This is a genomic window from Aquimarina discodermiae (genome assembly GCF_040786235.1).
In the GTDB taxonomy this organism is placed as follows: Bacteria; Bacteroidota; Bacteroidia; order Flavobacteriales; family Flavobacteriaceae; genus Aquimarina.
Genome location: NZ_JBFMKP010000001.1, coordinates 243,899 through 262,935, shown reverse-complemented (window position 1 = coordinate 262,935; position 19,037 = coordinate 243,899). Strand labels below are relative to the sequence as shown.

Annotated in this window: 16 protein-coding genes; 7 read left to right on the top strand and 9 right to left on the bottom strand. The window is 33.8% G+C overall.

Going from position 1 to position 19,037, the window contains the following annotated elements; translation table 11 throughout:
- Positions 1-80: 80 nt before the first annotated feature.
- A complete protein-coding gene (locus ABW636_RS00880) occupies positions 81-959 on the bottom strand; it encodes a LysR family transcriptional regulator (protein ID WP_367588058.1) in 879 nt (292 codons plus the stop codon).
- A 128-nt stretch (positions 960-1,087) separates the two neighbouring features.
- On the opposite strand from ABW636_RS00880, the gene hutH reads away from it, so the two are divergent.
- The 7 genes from hutH to ABW636_RS00845 all read left to right on the top strand — a co-directional run bounded on the left by hutH (position 1,088) and on the right by ABW636_RS00845 (position 10,394).
- Positions 1,088-2,668, top strand: a complete 1,581-nt coding sequence (gene hutH, locus ABW636_RS00875; protein WP_367588057.1) for a histidine ammonia-lyase — start codon at positions 1,088-1,090, stop codon at positions 2,666-2,668.
- Positions 2,669-2,732: 64 nt separating this feature from the next.
- Positions 2,733-3,980 (top strand): imidazolonepropionase, encoded by a 1,248-nt coding sequence (gene hutI / locus ABW636_RS00870; RefSeq protein ID WP_367588056.1) that lies wholly within the window; start codon positions 2,733-2,735, stop codon positions 3,978-3,980.
- A gap of 24 nt (positions 3,981-4,004) precedes the next feature.
- Positions 4,005-6,017 carry a urocanate hydratase gene (hutU, locus tag ABW636_RS00865; protein WP_367588055.1) on the top strand — a complete coding sequence of 671 codons (2,013 nt, stop codon included), beginning with the start codon at positions 4,005-4,007 and terminating at the stop codon, positions 6,015-6,017.
- 11 nt (positions 6,018-6,028) lie between these two features.
- Positions 6,029-6,985, top strand: coding sequence for a formimidoylglutamase (hutG, locus tag ABW636_RS00860; protein WP_367588054.1), 957 nt, complete (start codon positions 6,029-6,031; stop codon positions 6,983-6,985).
- A 65-nt stretch (positions 6,986-7,050) separates the two neighbouring features.
- On the top strand, positions 7,051-7,527 hold the full coding sequence (locus ABW636_RS00855) for a hypothetical protein (protein ID WP_367588053.1): 477 nt from the start codon (positions 7,051-7,053) through the stop codon (positions 7,525-7,527).
- Positions 7,528-7,722: 195 nt separating this feature from the next.
- The gene (locus ABW636_RS00850; protein ID WP_367588052.1) at positions 7,723-7,914 is read left to right on the top strand and encodes a cold-shock protein; all 192 of its coding nucleotides are present in this window, start codon (positions 7,723-7,725) and stop codon (positions 7,912-7,914) included.
- Between the two features lie 599 nt (positions 7,915-8,513).
- Positions 8,514-10,394 carry a PAS domain-containing sensor histidine kinase gene (locus ABW636_RS00845; protein WP_367588051.1) on the top strand — a complete coding sequence of 627 codons (1,881 nt, stop codon included), beginning with the start codon at positions 8,514-8,516 and terminating at the stop codon, positions 10,392-10,394.
- Between the two features lie 3 nt (positions 10,395-10,397).
- Here ABW636_RS00845 and ABW636_RS00840 read toward each other — a convergent pair whose 3' ends face one another.
- The 8 genes from ABW636_RS00840 to lacZ form a co-directional block, all read right to left on the bottom strand.
- Positions 10,398-10,952 (bottom strand): DUF8465 domain-containing protein, encoded by a 555-nt coding sequence (locus ABW636_RS00840; RefSeq protein WP_367588050.1) that lies wholly within the window; start codon positions 10,950-10,952, stop codon positions 10,398-10,400.
- Positions 10,953-10,966: 14 nt separating this feature from the next.
- Positions 10,967-11,158: a hypothetical protein gene (locus ABW636_RS00835; RefSeq protein ID WP_367588049.1), complete on the bottom strand. Its 192-nt coding sequence runs from the start codon at positions 11,156-11,158 to the stop codon at positions 10,967-10,969.
- 52 nt (positions 11,159-11,210) lie between these two features.
- On the bottom strand, positions 11,211-11,582 hold the full coding sequence (locus ABW636_RS00830; RefSeq protein ID WP_367588048.1) for a hypothetical protein: 372 nt from the start codon (positions 11,580-11,582) through the stop codon (positions 11,211-11,213).
- A 105-nt stretch (positions 11,583-11,687) separates the two neighbouring features.
- Entirely contained in the window at positions 11,688-12,713 is a 1,026-nt protein-coding gene (locus ABW636_RS00825) for a UDP-glucose--hexose-1-phosphate uridylyltransferase (protein WP_367588047.1), read from the bottom strand.
- A complete protein-coding gene (locus ABW636_RS00820) occupies positions 12,707-13,147 on the bottom strand; it encodes a YybH family protein (RefSeq protein WP_367588046.1) in 441 nt (146 codons plus the stop codon). The genes ABW636_RS00825 and ABW636_RS00820 overlap by 7 nt, the downstream gene beginning before the upstream one ends.
- Before the next feature lie 2 nt (positions 13,148-13,149).
- Positions 13,150-14,301, bottom strand: a complete 1,152-nt coding sequence (galK, locus tag ABW636_RS00815) for a galactokinase (RefSeq protein ID WP_367588045.1) — start codon at positions 14,299-14,301, stop codon at positions 13,150-13,152.
- A gap of 5 nt (positions 14,302-14,306) precedes the next feature.
- Positions 14,307-15,887, bottom strand: coding sequence for a solute:sodium symporter family transporter (locus tag ABW636_RS00810; protein WP_367588044.1), 1,581 nt, complete (start codon positions 15,885-15,887; stop codon positions 14,307-14,309).
- Between the two features lie 4 nt (positions 15,888-15,891).
- Positions 15,892-19,035 (bottom strand): beta-galactosidase, LacZ type, encoded by a 3,144-nt coding sequence (gene lacZ, locus ABW636_RS00805; protein WP_367588043.1) that lies wholly within the window; start codon positions 19,033-19,035, stop codon positions 15,892-15,894.
- Between the last annotated feature and the right edge of the window lie 2 nt (positions 19,036-19,037).

Sequence of the window (19,037 nt, the reverse complement as noted above, 5' to 3'; positions counted from 1 at the left end):
AAATAGTTCTAATACCTATAGGAATCCTTGTAAATGAATAATTTACAAGGGTTTCTTTTTTAACTAACCAAATAAAACATTTATAGGAACTCCAGAATTTTAGACAATGCAGGATTTCTATTGTCCGTCTTCCAAATAACCGAGAGCTCTGCCTTTTGCGATATTTTAGGGATTTGAAGAAACTTTACCCCCAAATCAAAACCAAATTGTAATGAAGTAGGCACAATGGCAACTCCTAAGCCGCTTTCTACCAATTTGAATATAGTTTGTGCATGCACAGATTTATGAGTCACCTTAGGGGTAAAACCATTATTCTCACAAATACTCATAATCTTATTATAATATAGTGAACTATAATCTGAAGAGAATAAAATAAAATTTTCTTGAGCTACTTGTTTTATATTTTTAAAATTTTCTTTGTTTAAATGATGTGTTATGGGTAGTGCAAGAGAAAAAGTATCTGTATGTACAATTTTCTTCTGAATACCACCAGGAACCCTTGATAAGCGTACAAAACCTAGATCTATTTGATCGCTTTCGATAGCATTTACTTGTAAATGATTCGACATTTCTTCTAAACTAAACCGAATATTAGGATATACTTCGTTGGTCTTAACCAATAAAGAATGTGCTACGGTTTGCATAGCAGATCCTAAAAATCCCATTCGTATTTCTCCATCACTTCCCTGATCAATCAGTCTTGTTTGCTTAATGGTAAAATCAATATGATTAAATATATAATTCAATTCCTTTTTAAGGTATGCTCCGGCAGAAGTTAATTGTACTTTTCTTTTACTTCTTATAAAAAGATCAACTCCAACAATTTCTTCCATTTGTTTGATTTGCCGACTTAGACCTGGTTGTGATATAAATAACCGATCAGCTGCTTTTCTGAAATGTAATTCTTCTGCTACAGCCAAAAAATAGGTCAAATGACGAAGTTCTAATTGATGCTTCATAGTTATCAATAATTGACAAAATAAGTATTTATAATTATCAAAATTAAGTATTAATTTCGTAATACAAATTTATCCCAGTCAATTTTATTAGAATACGATATCTAGATAAGAAAATCATATATAAAGTAATGGCAACTAAATCTAACAATTTCTCATTCGGAGAGGACCACTTAACTTCGGGAATAGCACTTAAAATAGCTCGAGAGGAAATAACAGGTATTATTTCTGAAACTACTCGTGAAAAGATAAAAAAAAGTAAACAAATAGTAGATAATATTGTAAATGAAGGTAAACCTGTATATGGTATAAATACTGGGTTTGGTCCTCTTTGCACCACAAAAATTTCTAAAGAAGAGACTAAAATATTGCAGCAAAACATTCTACAGAGTCATAGTGTAGGTGTAGGAAGCCCTATTAATTTTGAGACAGCAAAACTTATGTTGATTTTAAAAATGCAATCATTATCCAAAGGTTATTCTGGTATTGCAGAAAATACATTAGACAGAATTCTTTGGCACATTAATAGTAATGCAATTCCCGTTGTACCAGGTCAGGGTTCTGTAGGCGCATCTGGTGACCTGGCTCCGTTATCCCATCTTTTTTTACCATTAATAGGGTTAGGAAAAGTCAGGTATCAAAATCAAATTATCACCACTCAGAAACTTTTTGAAATAAACGGTTTGGAGCCAATAGAGCTAGGTCCAAAAGAAGGATTGGCTCTGATTAACGGTACGCAATTTATCGCTGCGCATGCAGTCCAGATAGTCGAAAAATTGCATGCTTGTTTATCACAAGCAGATATTATTGGTGCTATGATGATCGAAGGACTGCAAGGTTCTATAAAACCTTTTTACGACGAGTTACATCAATTAAGGCCATTTAAAGGAAATGTTCATGTAGCCTCCCGAATAAAATCTCTACTACAGGATTCTGAAATCATGAAAGAACATAGTAACTGTGAACGAGTTCAGGACCCCTATTCTCTTAGATGTATTCCTCAGGTACATGGGGCATCAAGAAACGCATGGTTACATTTAAAAGAACTTGTAGAGATAGAATTAAATGCAGTAACCGATAATCCTGTAATTATCAATAATGAATTAACTATCAGTGGCGGAAATTTTCATGGACAGCCATTAGCAATGGCTATTGATTATGCATGTCTTGCTGCTTCAGAAATTGGTAATATCTCTGATAGAAGAATTTATCTTGCGTTAGAAGGTACTGCTCCTGGTGTCCCAAAATTGCTCATGCAAAACACCGGAATCAATTCTGGTTTTATGATACTTCAATATACCACAGCCGCCTTAGCAAGTGAAAACAAAGGGTTATGTTTTCCGTCTAGTGCAGATAGTATACCAACTTCATTAGGGCAAGAAGATCATGTGAGTATGGGGTCTATTGCAGGTAGAAAAGCATTAAACGTTATTCACAATGTCGAAAAAATACTAGCGATAGAGCTTTTAACAGCCGCACAAGCCTTCGAATTTAGGAAACCATTACGGTCTGGAGTTATTTTGGATTTGATTCATAAAAAAATACGAGAACAAATATCTTTTGCCAAAGAAGATCGGGTATTTGCAGATGATATCGAAAAAGGAATTAAAATGATTCAAGAAAAAACTATTTTATCGTGTATTCGTACTTCATCTACTTCTAATAAACAATTCATAAATACACCATATTCTGATACATTTGAGGTATATTGATTATAAAAACATTGATTTGACAGTAGCAAAATGAATAATTATTAATACGTAAACAAAAATCTCTATGAAAGTTCGCAAATTGATTGGCCCAATTACCCAACTCGCCACTATGGAAAACCTAGAACTAAAAGGGGGCGTTAATGATGAAAATCTGATTATTCATAAAAATGCAGGAATTCTTATAGAAAATGACCTGATTAAAGAGATTGATAACTTTAAAGAACTAAAAAACAGAACAAGTCCTTTAGATACCATTGTAATCGAATTGCAGTCTGATTATGTTGGAACTCCGGGTTTTATAGATGCACACACGCATATCTGTTTTTCAGGATCAAGAGCTAATGATTATGCCATGCGTAACGCAGGAAAATCATATCTTGAAATTGCAAAAAGTGGTGGTGGAATCTGGGATACTGTTTTAAAAACACGACAAGCAAATTCGCAAGAGCTTACATGTAATACTGTAAAAAGAGCAAATCTACTTTTAAAAAACGGTATTACTACTATCGAAGTAAAAAGCGGATATGGACTTTCTGTAGAAGAAGAATTAAAGATGTTACGGGCCATAAAAATTGCTAACCAAAATACCGATGCTGATCTAGTTGCTACCTGCCTTGCTGCACATATATTACCAAAGGATTTTGATGGAAATCACAGCTCTTATTTAGATCACATAAGCAGCACTCTGTTTCCCACATTAAAAATGGAAAAACTTGCCGATCGAATTGATATTTTTGTAGAAGAAGGAGCGTTTTTACCCTCTGATGCTCATCCCTATCTCAAAAAAGCAAAGGATATGGGCTTTGACGTGACTATTCATGCTGATCAATTTAACCCAGGAGGAAGTGAACTGGCGGTAGCTATAGATGCCATTAGTGCAGATCATTTAGAAGCCAGTACAGAAAAAGAAATAAAAGCCCTAGCTAGTAGTAGTGTTATTTCTATAGCACTTCCAGGTGCTTCTATTGGGCTTGGGTGTAGTTTTACTCCAGCAAGAAAAATTTTGAATGCAGGTGGTGCACTGGCAATAGCTAGTGACTGGAATCCAGGGTCTGCTCCTATGGGAGATTTACTAACACAAGCCTGCATTTTAGGAACTTTTGAAAAATTGAGTAACGCAGAGGTTTTAGCCGGTATTACATACAGAGCATCTGCCGCACTTGGACTTACAGATAGAGGAAAACTAGCTACCGGCTTATTAGCAGATTTTAATCTCTTTCAGACCAATAACCTTAACGAAATATTCTATCATCAAGGAAAATTAACACCCGCTCAGGTATGGAAACATGGTGAGATCGTGTACAAAAAATAAATTTTGAAGTCTAAAAGCAATACAATGAACTTTAAAGAGCAAATACTACAAGGAATACCCGACATACTACCCCCAAAAAAAATATTAAATTTAGAAATAAGTCGTGCTCCAAAACGAAAACAAATTCTTTCTGAAGAAGAAAAAAAATTGGCAATTCGTAATGCTCTAAGATATTTCCCAAAAGAATGGCATCAAGAACTTATCGTAGAGTTTTTAGAAGAATTGAATACCTATGGTCGCATATATATGTACCGATTCATCCCTGATTATGAAATGTTTGCCCGATCGATAGAAAAGTATCCTGCAAAGGCAAAGCAAGCTGCCGGTATTATGCTTATGATTCAAAACAATCTGGATCCTCGTGTCGCACAACATCCCTATGAGTTAATTACCTATGGAGGTAATGGTGCAGTTTTTCAGAACTGGGCTCAATATTTACTAACTATGCAGTATTTGGCTACCATGACCAAAAAACAAACCTTGCATATTTATTCTGGACACCCGATGGGTTTATTTCCTTCTTCCAAAAAGGCTCCCAGAGTTATTGTTACAAATGGAATGATGATTCCAAATTACTCAAAACCGGATGATTGGGAGAAATATAACGCATTAGGAGTAACCCAATATGGGCAAATGACCGCTGGTAGTTATATGTATATTGGACCACAAGGAATCGTACATGGAACCACTATTACCGTTATGAATGCGTTCAGAAAAACGTTAAAAACCAATGAAAATCCCGCTGGCAAAATATTTTTAACCTCTGGTTTAGGAGGAATGAGCGGTGCCCAACCCAAAGCAGGTAATATTGCCGGTTGTATTACTGTTTGTGCAGAAGTAAATGCAAAAGCAGCTCAAAAAAGATATGATCAGGGATGGGTAGATATGATCTTAGATAACTTAGATGATTTAGTTACCCAAACCAAAACTGCTATCACCAATAGAAGAGTTGTTTCAATAGCCTATCAAGGTAATATTGTAGATGTTTGGGAGCGTTTCTATGAAGAAAGTCTCTATATTCATATTGGATCTGACCAAACTTCATTACACAACCCCTGGTCTGGAGGATATTACCCCGTAGGCCTTAGTTATGAAGCAGCCAATAGTATGATGAAGGATCAACCTGATAAGTTTAGGGAAAAAGTAAAAGAATCGTTACGTAGACATGCCGATGCCATTAACAAACATACCGACAAAGGAACCTACTTCTTTGATTACGGAAATGCTTTTCTATTGGAAGCTTCTCGTGCAGGAGCCAAGATATTAGCAAACAATGGTATTGATTTTAAATACCCTTCTTATGTTCAGGATATACTTGGTCCTATGTGTTTTGATTATGGTTTTGGTCCTTTTAGATGGGTCTGTACCTCTGGACAAACAGAAGATTTAGATAAAACCGATCAAATTGCATTAGAAATAATGCAATCGATCATGAAAGACGCTCCAATAGAAATACAACAACAAATGCAGGATAATATCACCTGGATTCGCGAAGCAAAACAAAACAAACTTGTTGTTGGTTCACAAGCCCGTATTTTATATGCCGATGCAGAAGGAAGAATTAAAATAGCAAAAGCTTTTAACGATGCTGTCAAAAATGGTACTATCAGTGCTCCTGTAGTGTTGGGTAGAGATCATCATGATGTAAGTGGTACCGATTCTCCTTATAGAGAAACCAGTAACATCTATGACGGAAGTAAATTTACAGCAGATATGGCGATCCATAATGTTATCGGAGATAGTTTTAGAGGAGCTACCTGGGTATCGATTCATAATGGTGGCGGTGTTGGTTGGGGTGAAGTAATAAATGGTGGTTTTGGGCTAATGCTTGATGGCTCTTCAACAGCTTCAAAAAACCTTACCAAAATGTTATTTTATGATGTAAATAATGGTATTGCACGACGAAGTTGGGCTCGAAATGAGGAGGCACTGTTCGCTATTAAACGAGAAATGAAAAAAACACCCGAGTTAAAGGTTACTTTACCAAATCTTGTAGAAGATTATTTACTAAATGAAGTTATGGATCCTATAAATTAGAGACAACTACAATGAATAATTATCAAAAACCTTCTAAAAACCATTGGACAGGCCGTGTCTCTAACAACCAATTGTACTTACATGAAAAAATACAATGCCTGGACTTAGAAAATGATTCGTTTCCAAAGTCATCAAAAAAAAGAGTTGCTTTGTTGGGGTATGCTTGCGATGAAGGTGTTAAAAGAAATTTTGGAAGAGTTGGGGCTGCAGAAGCCCCCAATATCGTTCGAAAAATGATGGCACCACTATCGAATCATTTTACAAATGAAGAAGTGTTTTTTGATGTTGGCAATATATTATGCCCATCTGGAAACCTTGAAGAAACTCAAAAAGACACTACCCATTGTATTGCATTTTTATTAGAAAACCACTGTTTTCCTGTCGTAATTGGTGGAGGACATGATCTTGCATATGCACACTTTAAAGGAATACAAAACAAAATTGGAGAAAAGAAAATAGGAATTATCAATTTTGATGCGCATTTTGATCTAAGAAAAGTTACCGATACTGCAAACTCTGGGACTCCCTTCTATCAAATTGCAAAAGAAACTGATAATTTACAATACCTCTGTTTGGGCATTCAGAAGGAATCTAACAATCAAGAATTATATCAAACAGCACATCAATTAGGTGTTACCTATCTAGAAAACACAAATTTCAATATTAATAATAAAGAAGAAGTTGTTTCATTAGTAGAAAATTTCATAGCAGATATAGATTGTATTTATCTAACAATTGATTTAGATGGATTTGCATCTCATTATGCTCCTGGGGTAAGTGCTCCTTCTCCCTTTGGATTTTCTATTGATATCGCATTAGAAATAATACGTCTTATTTGCCAATCAAATAAGTTAATAAGTGTTGATGTCGTAGAACTTAACCCTAAATATGACATTGATCAACGTACCGCAAGACTTGCTGCTAGAATCATTTATAATATCATCGATTGGAAAATAAACGCTGACTAGTTTAAATTATAGCTAACTTGTGGCCACTATAGAAAATCAATCGTTTTATTTTAAAGTCTCATTTATTGAAAATTGCAAGTATAAAAGAATTAAAAACCGAATTACACGAACTTCCTCATCAAGATCTTGTCTCTGTATGCCTTCGATTGGCCCGATTTAAAAAAGAAAATAAAGAACTACTCACCTATCTACTGTTTTTATCTAATAACGAAGAGGAATATATAGAAGAGATAAAAAAAGAAATGGATTTACAATTTGAAATGATCAATATTTCATCCTATCATTTTATCAAAAAAAGTATTCGAAAAATCCTTCGTATTATCAAAAAACATATCAAATATTCGGGTAACATAGAGTCTGAAATAGAATTATTGTTGTATTTCTGTAAAAAACTATCTCTCTTTGATCCTCCTATCAAAAACAATAAAGTACTTCACAACATGTATCATCGGGAAATAAGCACGATTGTTAAAAAAATAAAACAAGTGCATGAAGATTTACAATATGATTACACCGTAGCACTAAAGAAACTATCGTTGTGATACGTTTAGTATTAAAATTTATTTCTAAATCCCCTTTAAAGATGAATCCAAAATCTTAGTAACTTATTAATACTTTATAGCTACTTTTTTTAATAATAAACACGTAGATTTGTGTATAAGGTAAATTACTCTATGATGATCTTATACACATTTGGTATTATCTTTAAGGCTTATTAACTAATTTAAATTATTACAATGAACAAAGGAACAGTAAAATTTTTCAACGATGACAAAGGGTTTGGTTTCATCACAGAAGAAGATTCTAAAAAAGAGCATTTTGTACACATTTCTGGATTGATCGATGAAATTCGAGAAGGCGATGCAGTAGAATTTGATTTAAAAGAAGGTAAAAAAGGATTAAACGCTGTAAATGTGAAAGTTATGTAATATAAACTTTTAATTCCTAGAATAACGCTTGTTGTAATGACAGGCGTTTTTTGTTAAAAAAATATTCGTATGCTTTCCTACACTACTTGGTTATAATCCTATTGCAAATCTTTCTCAAAAAGGATACGAACCAATCATTTCATATTTTTTTTAGATTAGAAATAACATACTTAAAATTAACATTATATTATGTATTTGTTAATTTTGACCATTGAAAATGATACAAATAAAAATTATATTTTTTTTACGGTTTTACGTAAAAAAAATATGTATTTTGTATGTAACTTGTAAGAAACAGTAGCAAAATAAATTGTTCTTAAACACAACGTTAAATGTGCTCTGAATAGTTCTACGTATTTTCTAAAGTAAATATATCGCTTTTCTTTACCAAATTCGTATTTCTATAAAAATTACCTCATTATAAAATGGTGGTACGTTCTATGATGAAAATATCTTCATAAAAGGCCAGTTCTTATTTTCATTTACTTACCCCTACGTACTGTTTTAAAAACCCCTAATAGATAATTAACACACATTTACTAATAATATTAATTTACACAAAAACCTCTTAAAACAATTCCATTTTAACCTTGGGCTGTATGGATACAATTTACATTAACCAACTACTCATTTTTCTATTACAAGGATTTATTGTTGCCTTTCTTATTCTTTTATTATTTCGTTTACGAACAAAGATAGGATTAGGTTTATTATTTACAACATTAGGTTTGTTTCAGTTCTTGCAAGTGTTTTTGGCAAGTACCCTTTATTTCAAAATAACAGATACCATTGTCTTTTCTCCTGGTTCTTCTATTTTGTTTTCGGCATCGCTTTTTGTCATATTATTAATCTATATTAAAGAGGATGCCATTACTACAAGAAAACTAATTCACGCATTAGTAATTACCAATATTGTTTTGTGTTTTCTATTATTTGCGTTCAGGTTGAATGTAGATGGAACGAATATATACAACCCTTTTAGTATTTCTACAGAGTTTTTTCATACCAATATACTGGTTTTACTAATAGGTACATTTATTCTATTTTTAGATTCGTTATTGATTATTTTTTTATTCGAATACACTTCAAAGTATATTTCGAATCTCTTTCTTAGAATATTAATAACGATGTCTTTGGTTCTTAGTTTTGATGCTATCTTTTTTTCATTAGGCTCTTTTTGGTATTTTGAAGATCTTCAGGCTTTTTTAATATCGGGGCTATTCTCTAAAATTTTTATGTCAGTTTTTTTCAGTATGTTATTTTCCTTTTACTTAAAAAACTTTGAAAAAAAAGGTGTTCATACCAGTTATGCAAACTTTAAAGATGTCTTTCATTCACTTACATATAAACAAAAATTCGAGGTAGCCGATAAGGCTATGAAACTGTCAAAAAACAGGTATCATGTGTTAACAAATTTGGTGCCGGTAGGAATTTTTATGACCGATGCGCAAGGTAAAACTACTTTTGTAAATCCTAGATGGTCTTCTATTACAGGAGTTCCTCAAGAAAATGTTATTAATGAAGGATGGTTAAATGCGGTACACCCTCTGGATAGACAAAAATTACAGGAAGAATGGTATATTGCCTCTGGTAAAAAGAAAATCTCAAATACAGAATATCGATTTCTAAAACCCGATGGTTCTGTTACCTGGGTATTGGGGCAAGCAATTCCAGAATACAATGAAAAAAATCAAGTTATAGGTTATGTTGGAACTATAACAGATATTACTACTATTAAGCTCTATGAGCTTGAATTAAATCGTCTTAAAGATAAAGCAGAAGAAAGTGATCGGCTTAAATCTGCTTTTTTAACAAACATGAGTCACGAAATCAGAACACCGATGAATGGTATCCTTGGATTAGCAGAACTCTTAAATGAACCAAAACTTACAGGAAATGAACAACAGTTATATCTGGAACTTATAAAAGAAAGTGGATCCCGTATGTTAGATATTATTAATGATATCATTGATATATCAAGAATTGCTACAGATCAAGTGAAAGTATCTACTCAAAAAGTAGCTATCAACGAACAAATAGAACAACTATTTACATTGTTTAAACCACAAGCAGAAAACAAAAATATTGACATATCGATCTCTAATGGACTAACCGAAAAAGAAGCTATTATTACTACAGACAAGTCTAAGTTTAATGCAATTCTGGCCAATCTTGTTAAAAATGCAATTAAATATACCGACCAGGGCAAAATAGAATTTGGTTATAAAAAAGTACTTCAAACACTCGAATTTTATGTAAAAGATACGGGTATCGGTATTGAAAAAGACAGACAAGAAGCCATTTTTGATAGATTTGTTCAAGCCGATCTCGAAAACAGACATGCTATAGAAGGTGCCGGTATCGGGCTTTCTATTGCCAAAGCATATGTAGAAATGCTAAACGGTAGAATTTGGTTAGAAAGTGTAAAAGGTAAAGGGTCGATATTCTATTTTACCATTCCATATCACCCAATAATTTAGAAGTTACCTTGGGTTTTGAACAATGTAGATTTCCATAGCACCCAAACCATACTTTTTATAATCTCCGTCAGAAATTCTTACATTATCATAACGCCCAAAAAGGTATTTCAACTCTTCTTTTAAAACTCCTTGCCCAACACCATGGATAAATACTACTTTAGGAATACGTTTTCGAATCGCAAAATCTAATTGTCTTTTTGCCGTATCCAACTGTAAAGTTACCATGTCATGATTAGCCATTCCTTTGGTAGATTTTACAAGTTTATCAATATGAAGGTCAACCTCCATAGGAGGAGCTTCTTTTACTTTTGGTCTGGATATAGGGCGTTTGGGTCTCTTTTTAAAATTTTCTTTCTCCTGCAGATTTTTATGCACATCTTCATAAGATGGAACTATTAAATTTTCGGACTCTATCTTTACAACTTCATGTATAAAAAAAGTAAGATCAAACCCATCTTCAGTTTCTATGGTTACTTCTTCATTCCTTTTTGTTACTACTTTACCTGTTATAGGTTCGTCCAAAACTGAAACCGTATCACCAACATTAATCACACTCATTCTTCTTCTAGGTATTAATCTGTATCTACTTTTGTTTTAGATTTTATAGAGGTATTCACCAAAAATATTCCCAACATTAAAAGAACAATACCGATGCTTTGGATATAATAATTTTTGACAGAAGTAGCTATTTGACTAATTAATAATACTGCCCCTATACAGATAAGAAGTATACTACCAACCTTTTTTATTTTGAGGTAATTCATAAAATGAGTTTAAATAAAATCGATGGCAAAAATATAAAAATAGCTAAGAACCTTACTTATTATTAGATTTTTGTTGTTCTTTATCAATAGACTTCTCTATTGCATTTAATCGTTCTTCGGCTTTCGCTATTTTGGCTTTCCTTTTCGACTTTTCTCCTGCACTCATGGATTGATCTCCATTATTCTTTTTGGCCATGGCCAAACGTTTTCTTGCTTCTTCTACTTTGGATTTACTATTTTTTCTTCTTTCTATATTCTTTGCAGAACGCTTTCTTTTTGTTGCTTTACCAACCTTTGTTTTAGTTACATTTGTAGTAGACACTTTCTTCTCTTTTGCTGCCGAAGGTTTTTCTTGAGCTACTAATGTATAGTTGCCAAATGTAACTAATAAAACAGCTATCAATATTAATCTAATAAATTTCATCCAATCATATTTTTAGTTAAGAAATAGACTTAACCTTACAATTTTTAATCTCTTCTTTTCAATAAATATACCATTTTTATTTGAAGTGTGTGGATGTGATTGCCTTTATTCAATACAATTTCTTATTCTCTCTGTGGCTGTTTCTGCAGTAATATCACGTTGCGGCATCCCAAACATTTCATAACCTACCATAAATTTTTTAACAGTAGCACTTCTTAATAAAGGAGGGTAAAAAGTCATATGCCAATGCCAATGTTCATTATCCTTACCGTTGGTAGGTGCTTGATGAATCCCGCTAGAGTATGGAAACGAGCAATTAAACAATCGATCATACCCTTTTGTGATCACAGAAATACTTTCTGCAAAATTTATTCTTTCTTCTTTTGATAATGCTGCTATCGATGCTTGTGATCTTTTTGGAAGTATCATTACTTCGAATGGCCAAACTGCCCAAAACGGAACAAGAGTCACAAAATCATCATTTTGATAGATGATACGCTCCTTATGTTTTAATTCTTGCTGTAAATAATCACTTAAAAGTGTTCTTTTATTTTTCTCAAAATAGATATGCTGTTGATGATCTTTTTTTACAACCTCATTGGGTAATGTAGACTGTGACCAGATTTGCCCATGGGGATGTGGATTGCTACATCCCATTACAGCACCTTTATTTTCAAATATTTGCACATAGTTAATCCCATCAAGGTTTCCTAAATCCACATACTCTTGTTGCCATAGATGTACTACTTTTTCTATGTTACTCACAGACATTTCTGCCAAACTCTTAGAGTGATCCTGACTAAAACAAATTACTTTACAAATTCCTGTTTCGCTCGCTGCTCTCAGGAGCCCGTCTTCAACTATAAAATCAGGACTTTCTTTTTGAAGTGCTGCAAAATCATTGGTAAAAGAAAAAGTATCAATATACTTTGGATTTATTGCACCGTTGGCTCTAGTGTTACCTGCACATAGGTAGCAGTTTTTGTCATAAGCAGGTCTTTTTATATGTTCTATGTTTTCTTCTTGTCCCTGCCATGGTCTTTTTGCTCTATGTGGTGATACTAACACCCATTCTCCCGTAAGTATATTGTATCTTCTGTGCGAGTATTGTTGTAATTCTGTTTTTAACATGAAGTATCTGCAATTATTTTCCAAGTACCATCTATCTTTTTAAAAATAATCATAAAAACTCCCTGGGCATTACCTAATGTACGAGTAAGATGATAGGAACCCATTACATAATAGGATTCATAACTAATTTTGGAGATGTTTTCGATAGTAAACTTTAGTACACCTGTATGTGCTTGGGTAGGATATCTTTTTTTATAATTAGCCAATGTTTTATCCCAACCAAAAGTTAATCCACTACTACCATAAAATTTTAAGGAATCAGATTGCCAATATCCCTTCATGTATTCTTCTATATTATGAGCAGACCAGGCTTTCTCTTCTGCTTTTAAGACCGCAATTATTTCGTTCTTATCATTTATGTCTGTTTCTTGATTTTCGGCCTTACAGGCTACCAAAATCAAAAATAAACCTATTATATAACTACTTAATTTCATTTTTAACGTATTCTATAAGTTCCTTTTGATAGTTTTACGGTATAAACACTACATATCCTATTAAATGTTTCTTGATAGGATTTCTGTATCTTTTGACTATAGGCGTCCATTTTATTTTTTTTGATTAGCTGTATAATACAACCACCAAACCCTCCTCCCATCATTCTGGCTCCTATAGTATGTGCATTATTTTTTGCTTCAGCTACCAAATAATCAAGTTCATCACAACTTACTTTGTATTGTTCTGATAATCCTTTATGAGAAGCATACAATAGTTTCCCTAAGGTATGAATATCTTCATTTCTAATTGCTTGTAAGGCATCTTTTACGCGAGTATTCTCCTGGACGACATACAAAGCCTGTTGATAGGCTTCTTCTGAAACTTTATTTTTTATTGATGCTAAATCTGTTTCTGTTGCATCTCGTAAAGCACTAATTTTAAGTAACCCCGCTACTCTTTCGCAAACTGATCTACGATCATTATAGGCACTATTGGCTAAACTATGCTTAACATTGGTATTAATTAACAATATTCCATACTCCTTAAAATCAATAGTTACGGGTATCGCACTAAGATCCCTGCAATCTAATTGTAATGCTTTATTTTCTTGCCCATACATACTAGCATATTGGTCCATAATACCACATTTCACTCCCACAAAATTGTGTTCGGCTTGCTGAGAAATAAAAATCATTTCTTCTTTGGATAATCCTAATTCGAAAAGTTCATTTAAACCAAAAACAATACTGTTTTCTAATGCTGCAGAAGAGGATAATCCTGCTCCATCTGGTATACTACCTCCAAATACCAAATCAAAGTTAGTAATCTGTTTTCCTTTCTCTTGTATTCCTGCAACCACTCCTACTACATAATTTCTCCATCCTCCATTTTCTATGGGCGCAATGTTATCTAAAGAAAATTCTGTTTTTTCTTCAATATCGACAGCATATATCGTACTAAAATTGTTTTTACTTTTCTGAACCGCAGCCACAATTCCTTTATCAATTGCCGCGGGAAATACAAAACCTTCGTTATAGTCTGTATGTTCTCCTATTAGGTTTATTCTACCCGGAGAAAATACCACAATAGGAGCTACATTAAATTTTTTCGTAAAACAAGATTCGACTCTGGTTATAAGCTCTAGATTTGTCATTGGGGTTATGCGTAATAAATGTAAATACTTAAAACAATGAGACAAATCCCGATACCGACACTATTTATATAGCGCCATGGGGTAATATCTACTTTTTCTGTATATGTAAGCTGGAAAGCTTCTTTTCTAGGCCGAAACTTACCTATAAGCAACATGATGAGCACATTTAATACAAATAAAATGGCCATTACATGTAAGAAGTGTGGAAATTGCCCAACAAAAACAAATTCATCCAATAAAATATATGCAATATAAAGAACAACCCCAGAAACAATACCTATTTTGGCCGCAATTGCCGGTACATATTTGGTCAAATACCCTACAACTATAATTGTCAAGATAGGAATGCTATAACATCCATTAACCTTTTGTAAATACCCAAACAAACCATCTGATGCATTTGCAATCAAAGGAGCAATACACATGGCCAATATCGCCAATACAATTCCAAATCTTTTACCAACCTGTACCACTTTTTTCTCAGAAGCATAGGGATTAAAATGTGATTGATAAATATCCACACCGAATAAGGTTACTGAACTGTTTAATGCAGAATTAAATGAGCTTAAAATAGCTCCAAATAAAACGGCAGCAAAAAAACCTACCCAGGCTGTGGGTAGTACTTTTGACACCAACATTGGATATGCTTCATCTGGATTGTCCAGAGTACCTTCGAACATATGATAAGCAATTAATCCAGGTAATACCACAATAAGAGGGCCTAATATTTTTATAAACGAGGCCAGAAGCAGTCCTTTTTGTCCTTCTTTAAGATCTTTGGCTCCTAAAGCTCGTTGTATAATAGCTTGATTAGTTCCCCAATAGAACAATTGTACTAGCATCATTCCCGTAAAAATACTGCCAAATGGGATTGAAGATTCTGGCCCTCCTAATGCTTTAAATTTTTCTGGGTGTGATGCTGTTAAAACCGAAATACCATCAAAAACGCTTCCTCCTCCTATTGCCATTAATCCAAAAACAGGGATTAACATACCGCCTACCAACAATCCAACTGCATTGATAGTATCTGACACCGCAACAGCTTTTAAACCTCCAAAAATTGCATAAATAGATCCTGTGATACCGATTGCCCAAACAGTAATCCACAAAGCCGTTGTTTTGGAAACCCCTAGCAATTCTGGAACATTAAACATATTACTGATGGCCAATGCACCAGAATACAAAACAATAGGTAACAATACAACAACATAACCACTCAAGAAAATAGCAGAAGTTATTGTTTTTGTTGTTTTGTCATATCTATTCTCCAAAAATTGTGGTACCGTAGTTAGCCCGCTTTTTAAATATCTTGGTAATAAAAACATTGCTGTAATCACCATAGCTATTGCTGCCAGCGTTTCCCATGCCATCACCAAAATACCATCTTTAAAAGCAGCTCCGTTTAACCCAACGATTTGTTCTGTAGACAAGTTGGTTAGCAGTAAAGAACCTGCAATGACAACTCCTGTCAAACTTCTACCTCCTAAAAAATACCCATCAGAGGTGGTGTCACTGGTTTTTCGGCTTTTGAAATAAGAAATGATTGCTACTAATAATGTAAACCCTATAAATGTTACAAATTGCATGGTATTATTGTTTAGTTGGTTGTATGATAAATGAATACTTATATTTTTTTGATGGTATAGTATATTCTTCATGAACTGGTCGTCCCCATGAGGTGTCGCCTCCTACTCCCATTTGTAAATAATCTATATTAAACTGTATTGTTTCACCTATGGTAATATCTGCTCCATGTTTTTTGGTTACAGGCACCAATCCAGAAGCAGAAGCTGCTCCATCTTTATCATTATTAAAGTCTAATTCTTGCATCGCAAATGGCCATACACTGGTATTAAGAAATGATGAAACTCCTTGTACATGAATTGATAATTTGTCTGAAGAAACTTTCATCCATCGTACATCGGTTTTATTACCTGTTTCCTGTGGTCTGGAATACACGTGAAACTGATCAGAGACTTTACCAGCATATTCACTGGTCTTCACACCAGTTTTTCGATCCCAATAACTCTCATGCGGTCCGTTACCATACCAAGCTACCGATTCAAATTCATTTGATAATGTCATATACATTCCTAATCGAGGAATATTCGGCATCTCTCTTTTTGCTGGCATAAATTGATAATCAACCGTTAAAATTCCATCTGGTCGTAAATGATAAGCAACGTTAACTTTTGCCTGATTATCTGGTAGTGTATATACCACTTGATACCCAATACCCTTTGCATCTTTTTGAGGAGCTTTAAAAAGATTGGCTTTATAACCATATGTGGCATTTTGCCAGATTTTTGCCCATTTTGGCATGCCATTTCCTAAATCATTATCTGTAGGAGGTCTCCAAAAATTGGGTCGAATAGGTTGATTCGTCACCGTATTCTCATCATGAATCCAATTTAAAATTTCTCCTGTATTACTGTCTAATTGTATAGAAACTAATCGATTCTTTATCTCTACTATTTCATCTCTCTTATTTATTTCCAAATCGTTGGTATAGGTTAATTTGGGTATTGTAGTAGTTCGTTTTTGTATAACAAACTGATCCCACGCAATTTCATGACCTTTTGGAAGCTGTGGTGTATCATTTTTTTGATGTAAACTTACTTGTAAGATACACTCTGCATCATCTCTATATCTTAAAGGAAACTCATCTAGCTGAAATGTAACTTTATGCAGCGCTCGTATTCCTAATGGAATATCTTCTTTTGTTTTAACTACTTTACCATTTTCTAATAATTTCCATGACATTGTTTTATCCGAAAAATCAGTAAAGAAATTCTTATTTTCGATTTTAATCATCCCATTACCTAAATAAGTAAACTGTACAGGCTCGTACACTTTTTTAACCTCTGACAGGTGTGGATGTGGATTTCTGTATGGATCGACCATTCCGTTATTTAGAAAATTACCGTCTGTAGGCAAATCCGGGTGATAATCATGACCGTATGCCAAATAAGGCTTCCCGTTTTCATCTTTATACTCTAAACTTTGATCTACCCAGTCCCATATATAACCTCCTTGCAGATTAGGATATTTTTCTATAATATCCCAATAATCTTGTAAGTTTCCTATAGAATTACCCATAGCATGTGCATATTCTATCATAATCGATGGTTTATCAGATGCTGATTCACCATGATCAATCAAATATTTTGGCTTGGGATACATCGGGCAATATACATCTGTATAGTCTTCTTTACCTGCGGGTTCGTATTGCACAATCCTATTACTATCCTGATCTTTTAACCATTTGTAGGTAGCTCTAAAAATATCTCCCTCTCCTGCTTCATTACCCAAAGACCATGAATAAATAGAAGGGTGATTTCTATCTCTATAATACATTCTTTGTACTCTTGCCATATGCGCAGGAAGCCAGCTCATCTCATTACCTATCTGCGTTTTTTCATCGATGGCCAAAGGATGACTTTCTATATTTGCTTCATCTACCACATAAAGACCATATTTATCGCATAAGTCTAACCAATACGGATCATTGGGATAATGTGCACTTCGAACTGCATTGATATTATGTTGTTTCATTAACTTGATATCTTTTTCCATAGAAGCTCTGGATACGACATGCCCTGTATAAGGATCGGTTTCATGACGATCTACCCCTTTTATATAAATTGCTTTTCCGTTAATCAATACCTGGCTATTTTTAATTTCTACACGTTTAAAACCGATCGGTCGGCTGATATATTGATTATTGTTAGTGTTATCAGGGTCTTCTAAAGATATTTTTAAAGTATATAAATTGGGGGTTTCTGCAGACCAATGTTTTACAGTCTCTATTATTTTATTAAACTCTAATCGCTTTGTAGAGTTCGCTTCAACCTGAATATCTTGTGTTGCTTCGAACATTGTATTATCTTGATCAAGAATCTTGAGAGTTAGTTTTCTCTTATGTTTTTTTGATTTATGCTGATTGGTAACTAAGACTCCACCATTAAAAACTCCATTCGTATACGAATCATCAAGATTGGTATCTACAAAATAATCTGACAAATGAACTTTGGGGCGTGTATACAGGTATACCTCCCTCTCTATCCCACTCATTCTAAGCATATCCTGGCTTTCGAGATAGCTGGCATCACTCCACCTAAACATTTGTAATGCTATAAGATTGGTTCCTTTTTTTAGAAACTCTGTAATAGTAAACTCTGCAGGAGTTTTACTACCCTGAGAATACCCAACATATTGACCATTAATATATACATACATTGCAGATTTTGCGCCTGCAAAATGCAGGATAATATCTTCTACCAAAAACTCTTTGGTTATGGTAATTTCTTTTCTATACGTCCCTACAGGATTATAATCTTTGGGTGCATCTGGCCATGTGGTGGTAAAGGGGTATCGTTCATCCAAATAAATAGGTCGGCCATACCCTTCGACTTCCCAATTGGCTGGAACGGGTATTTCATTCCATTGCGAATCATCAAAATCAGCATGATGAAAAGTAGTTGGTCTTTGTTTGGGATCCTTTACCCAATTAAATTTCCAATCACCATTTAAGCTTAAAAAACGCCTTGATGCTTCTTTGTTGATCAATGTAGAAGTTTCGAATCCAAAAAAAGTAGCTCTGGGAGATAATTTATGATCTTCAAATTTTTGGTGATCATAATGAAACGTTTGTTCTGCAACTGGTGTTAATGTCTTTTTTTTACAACCAATTACTGCGAACAATACAAGTATTGCCGTTAACCTTATTTTCATGA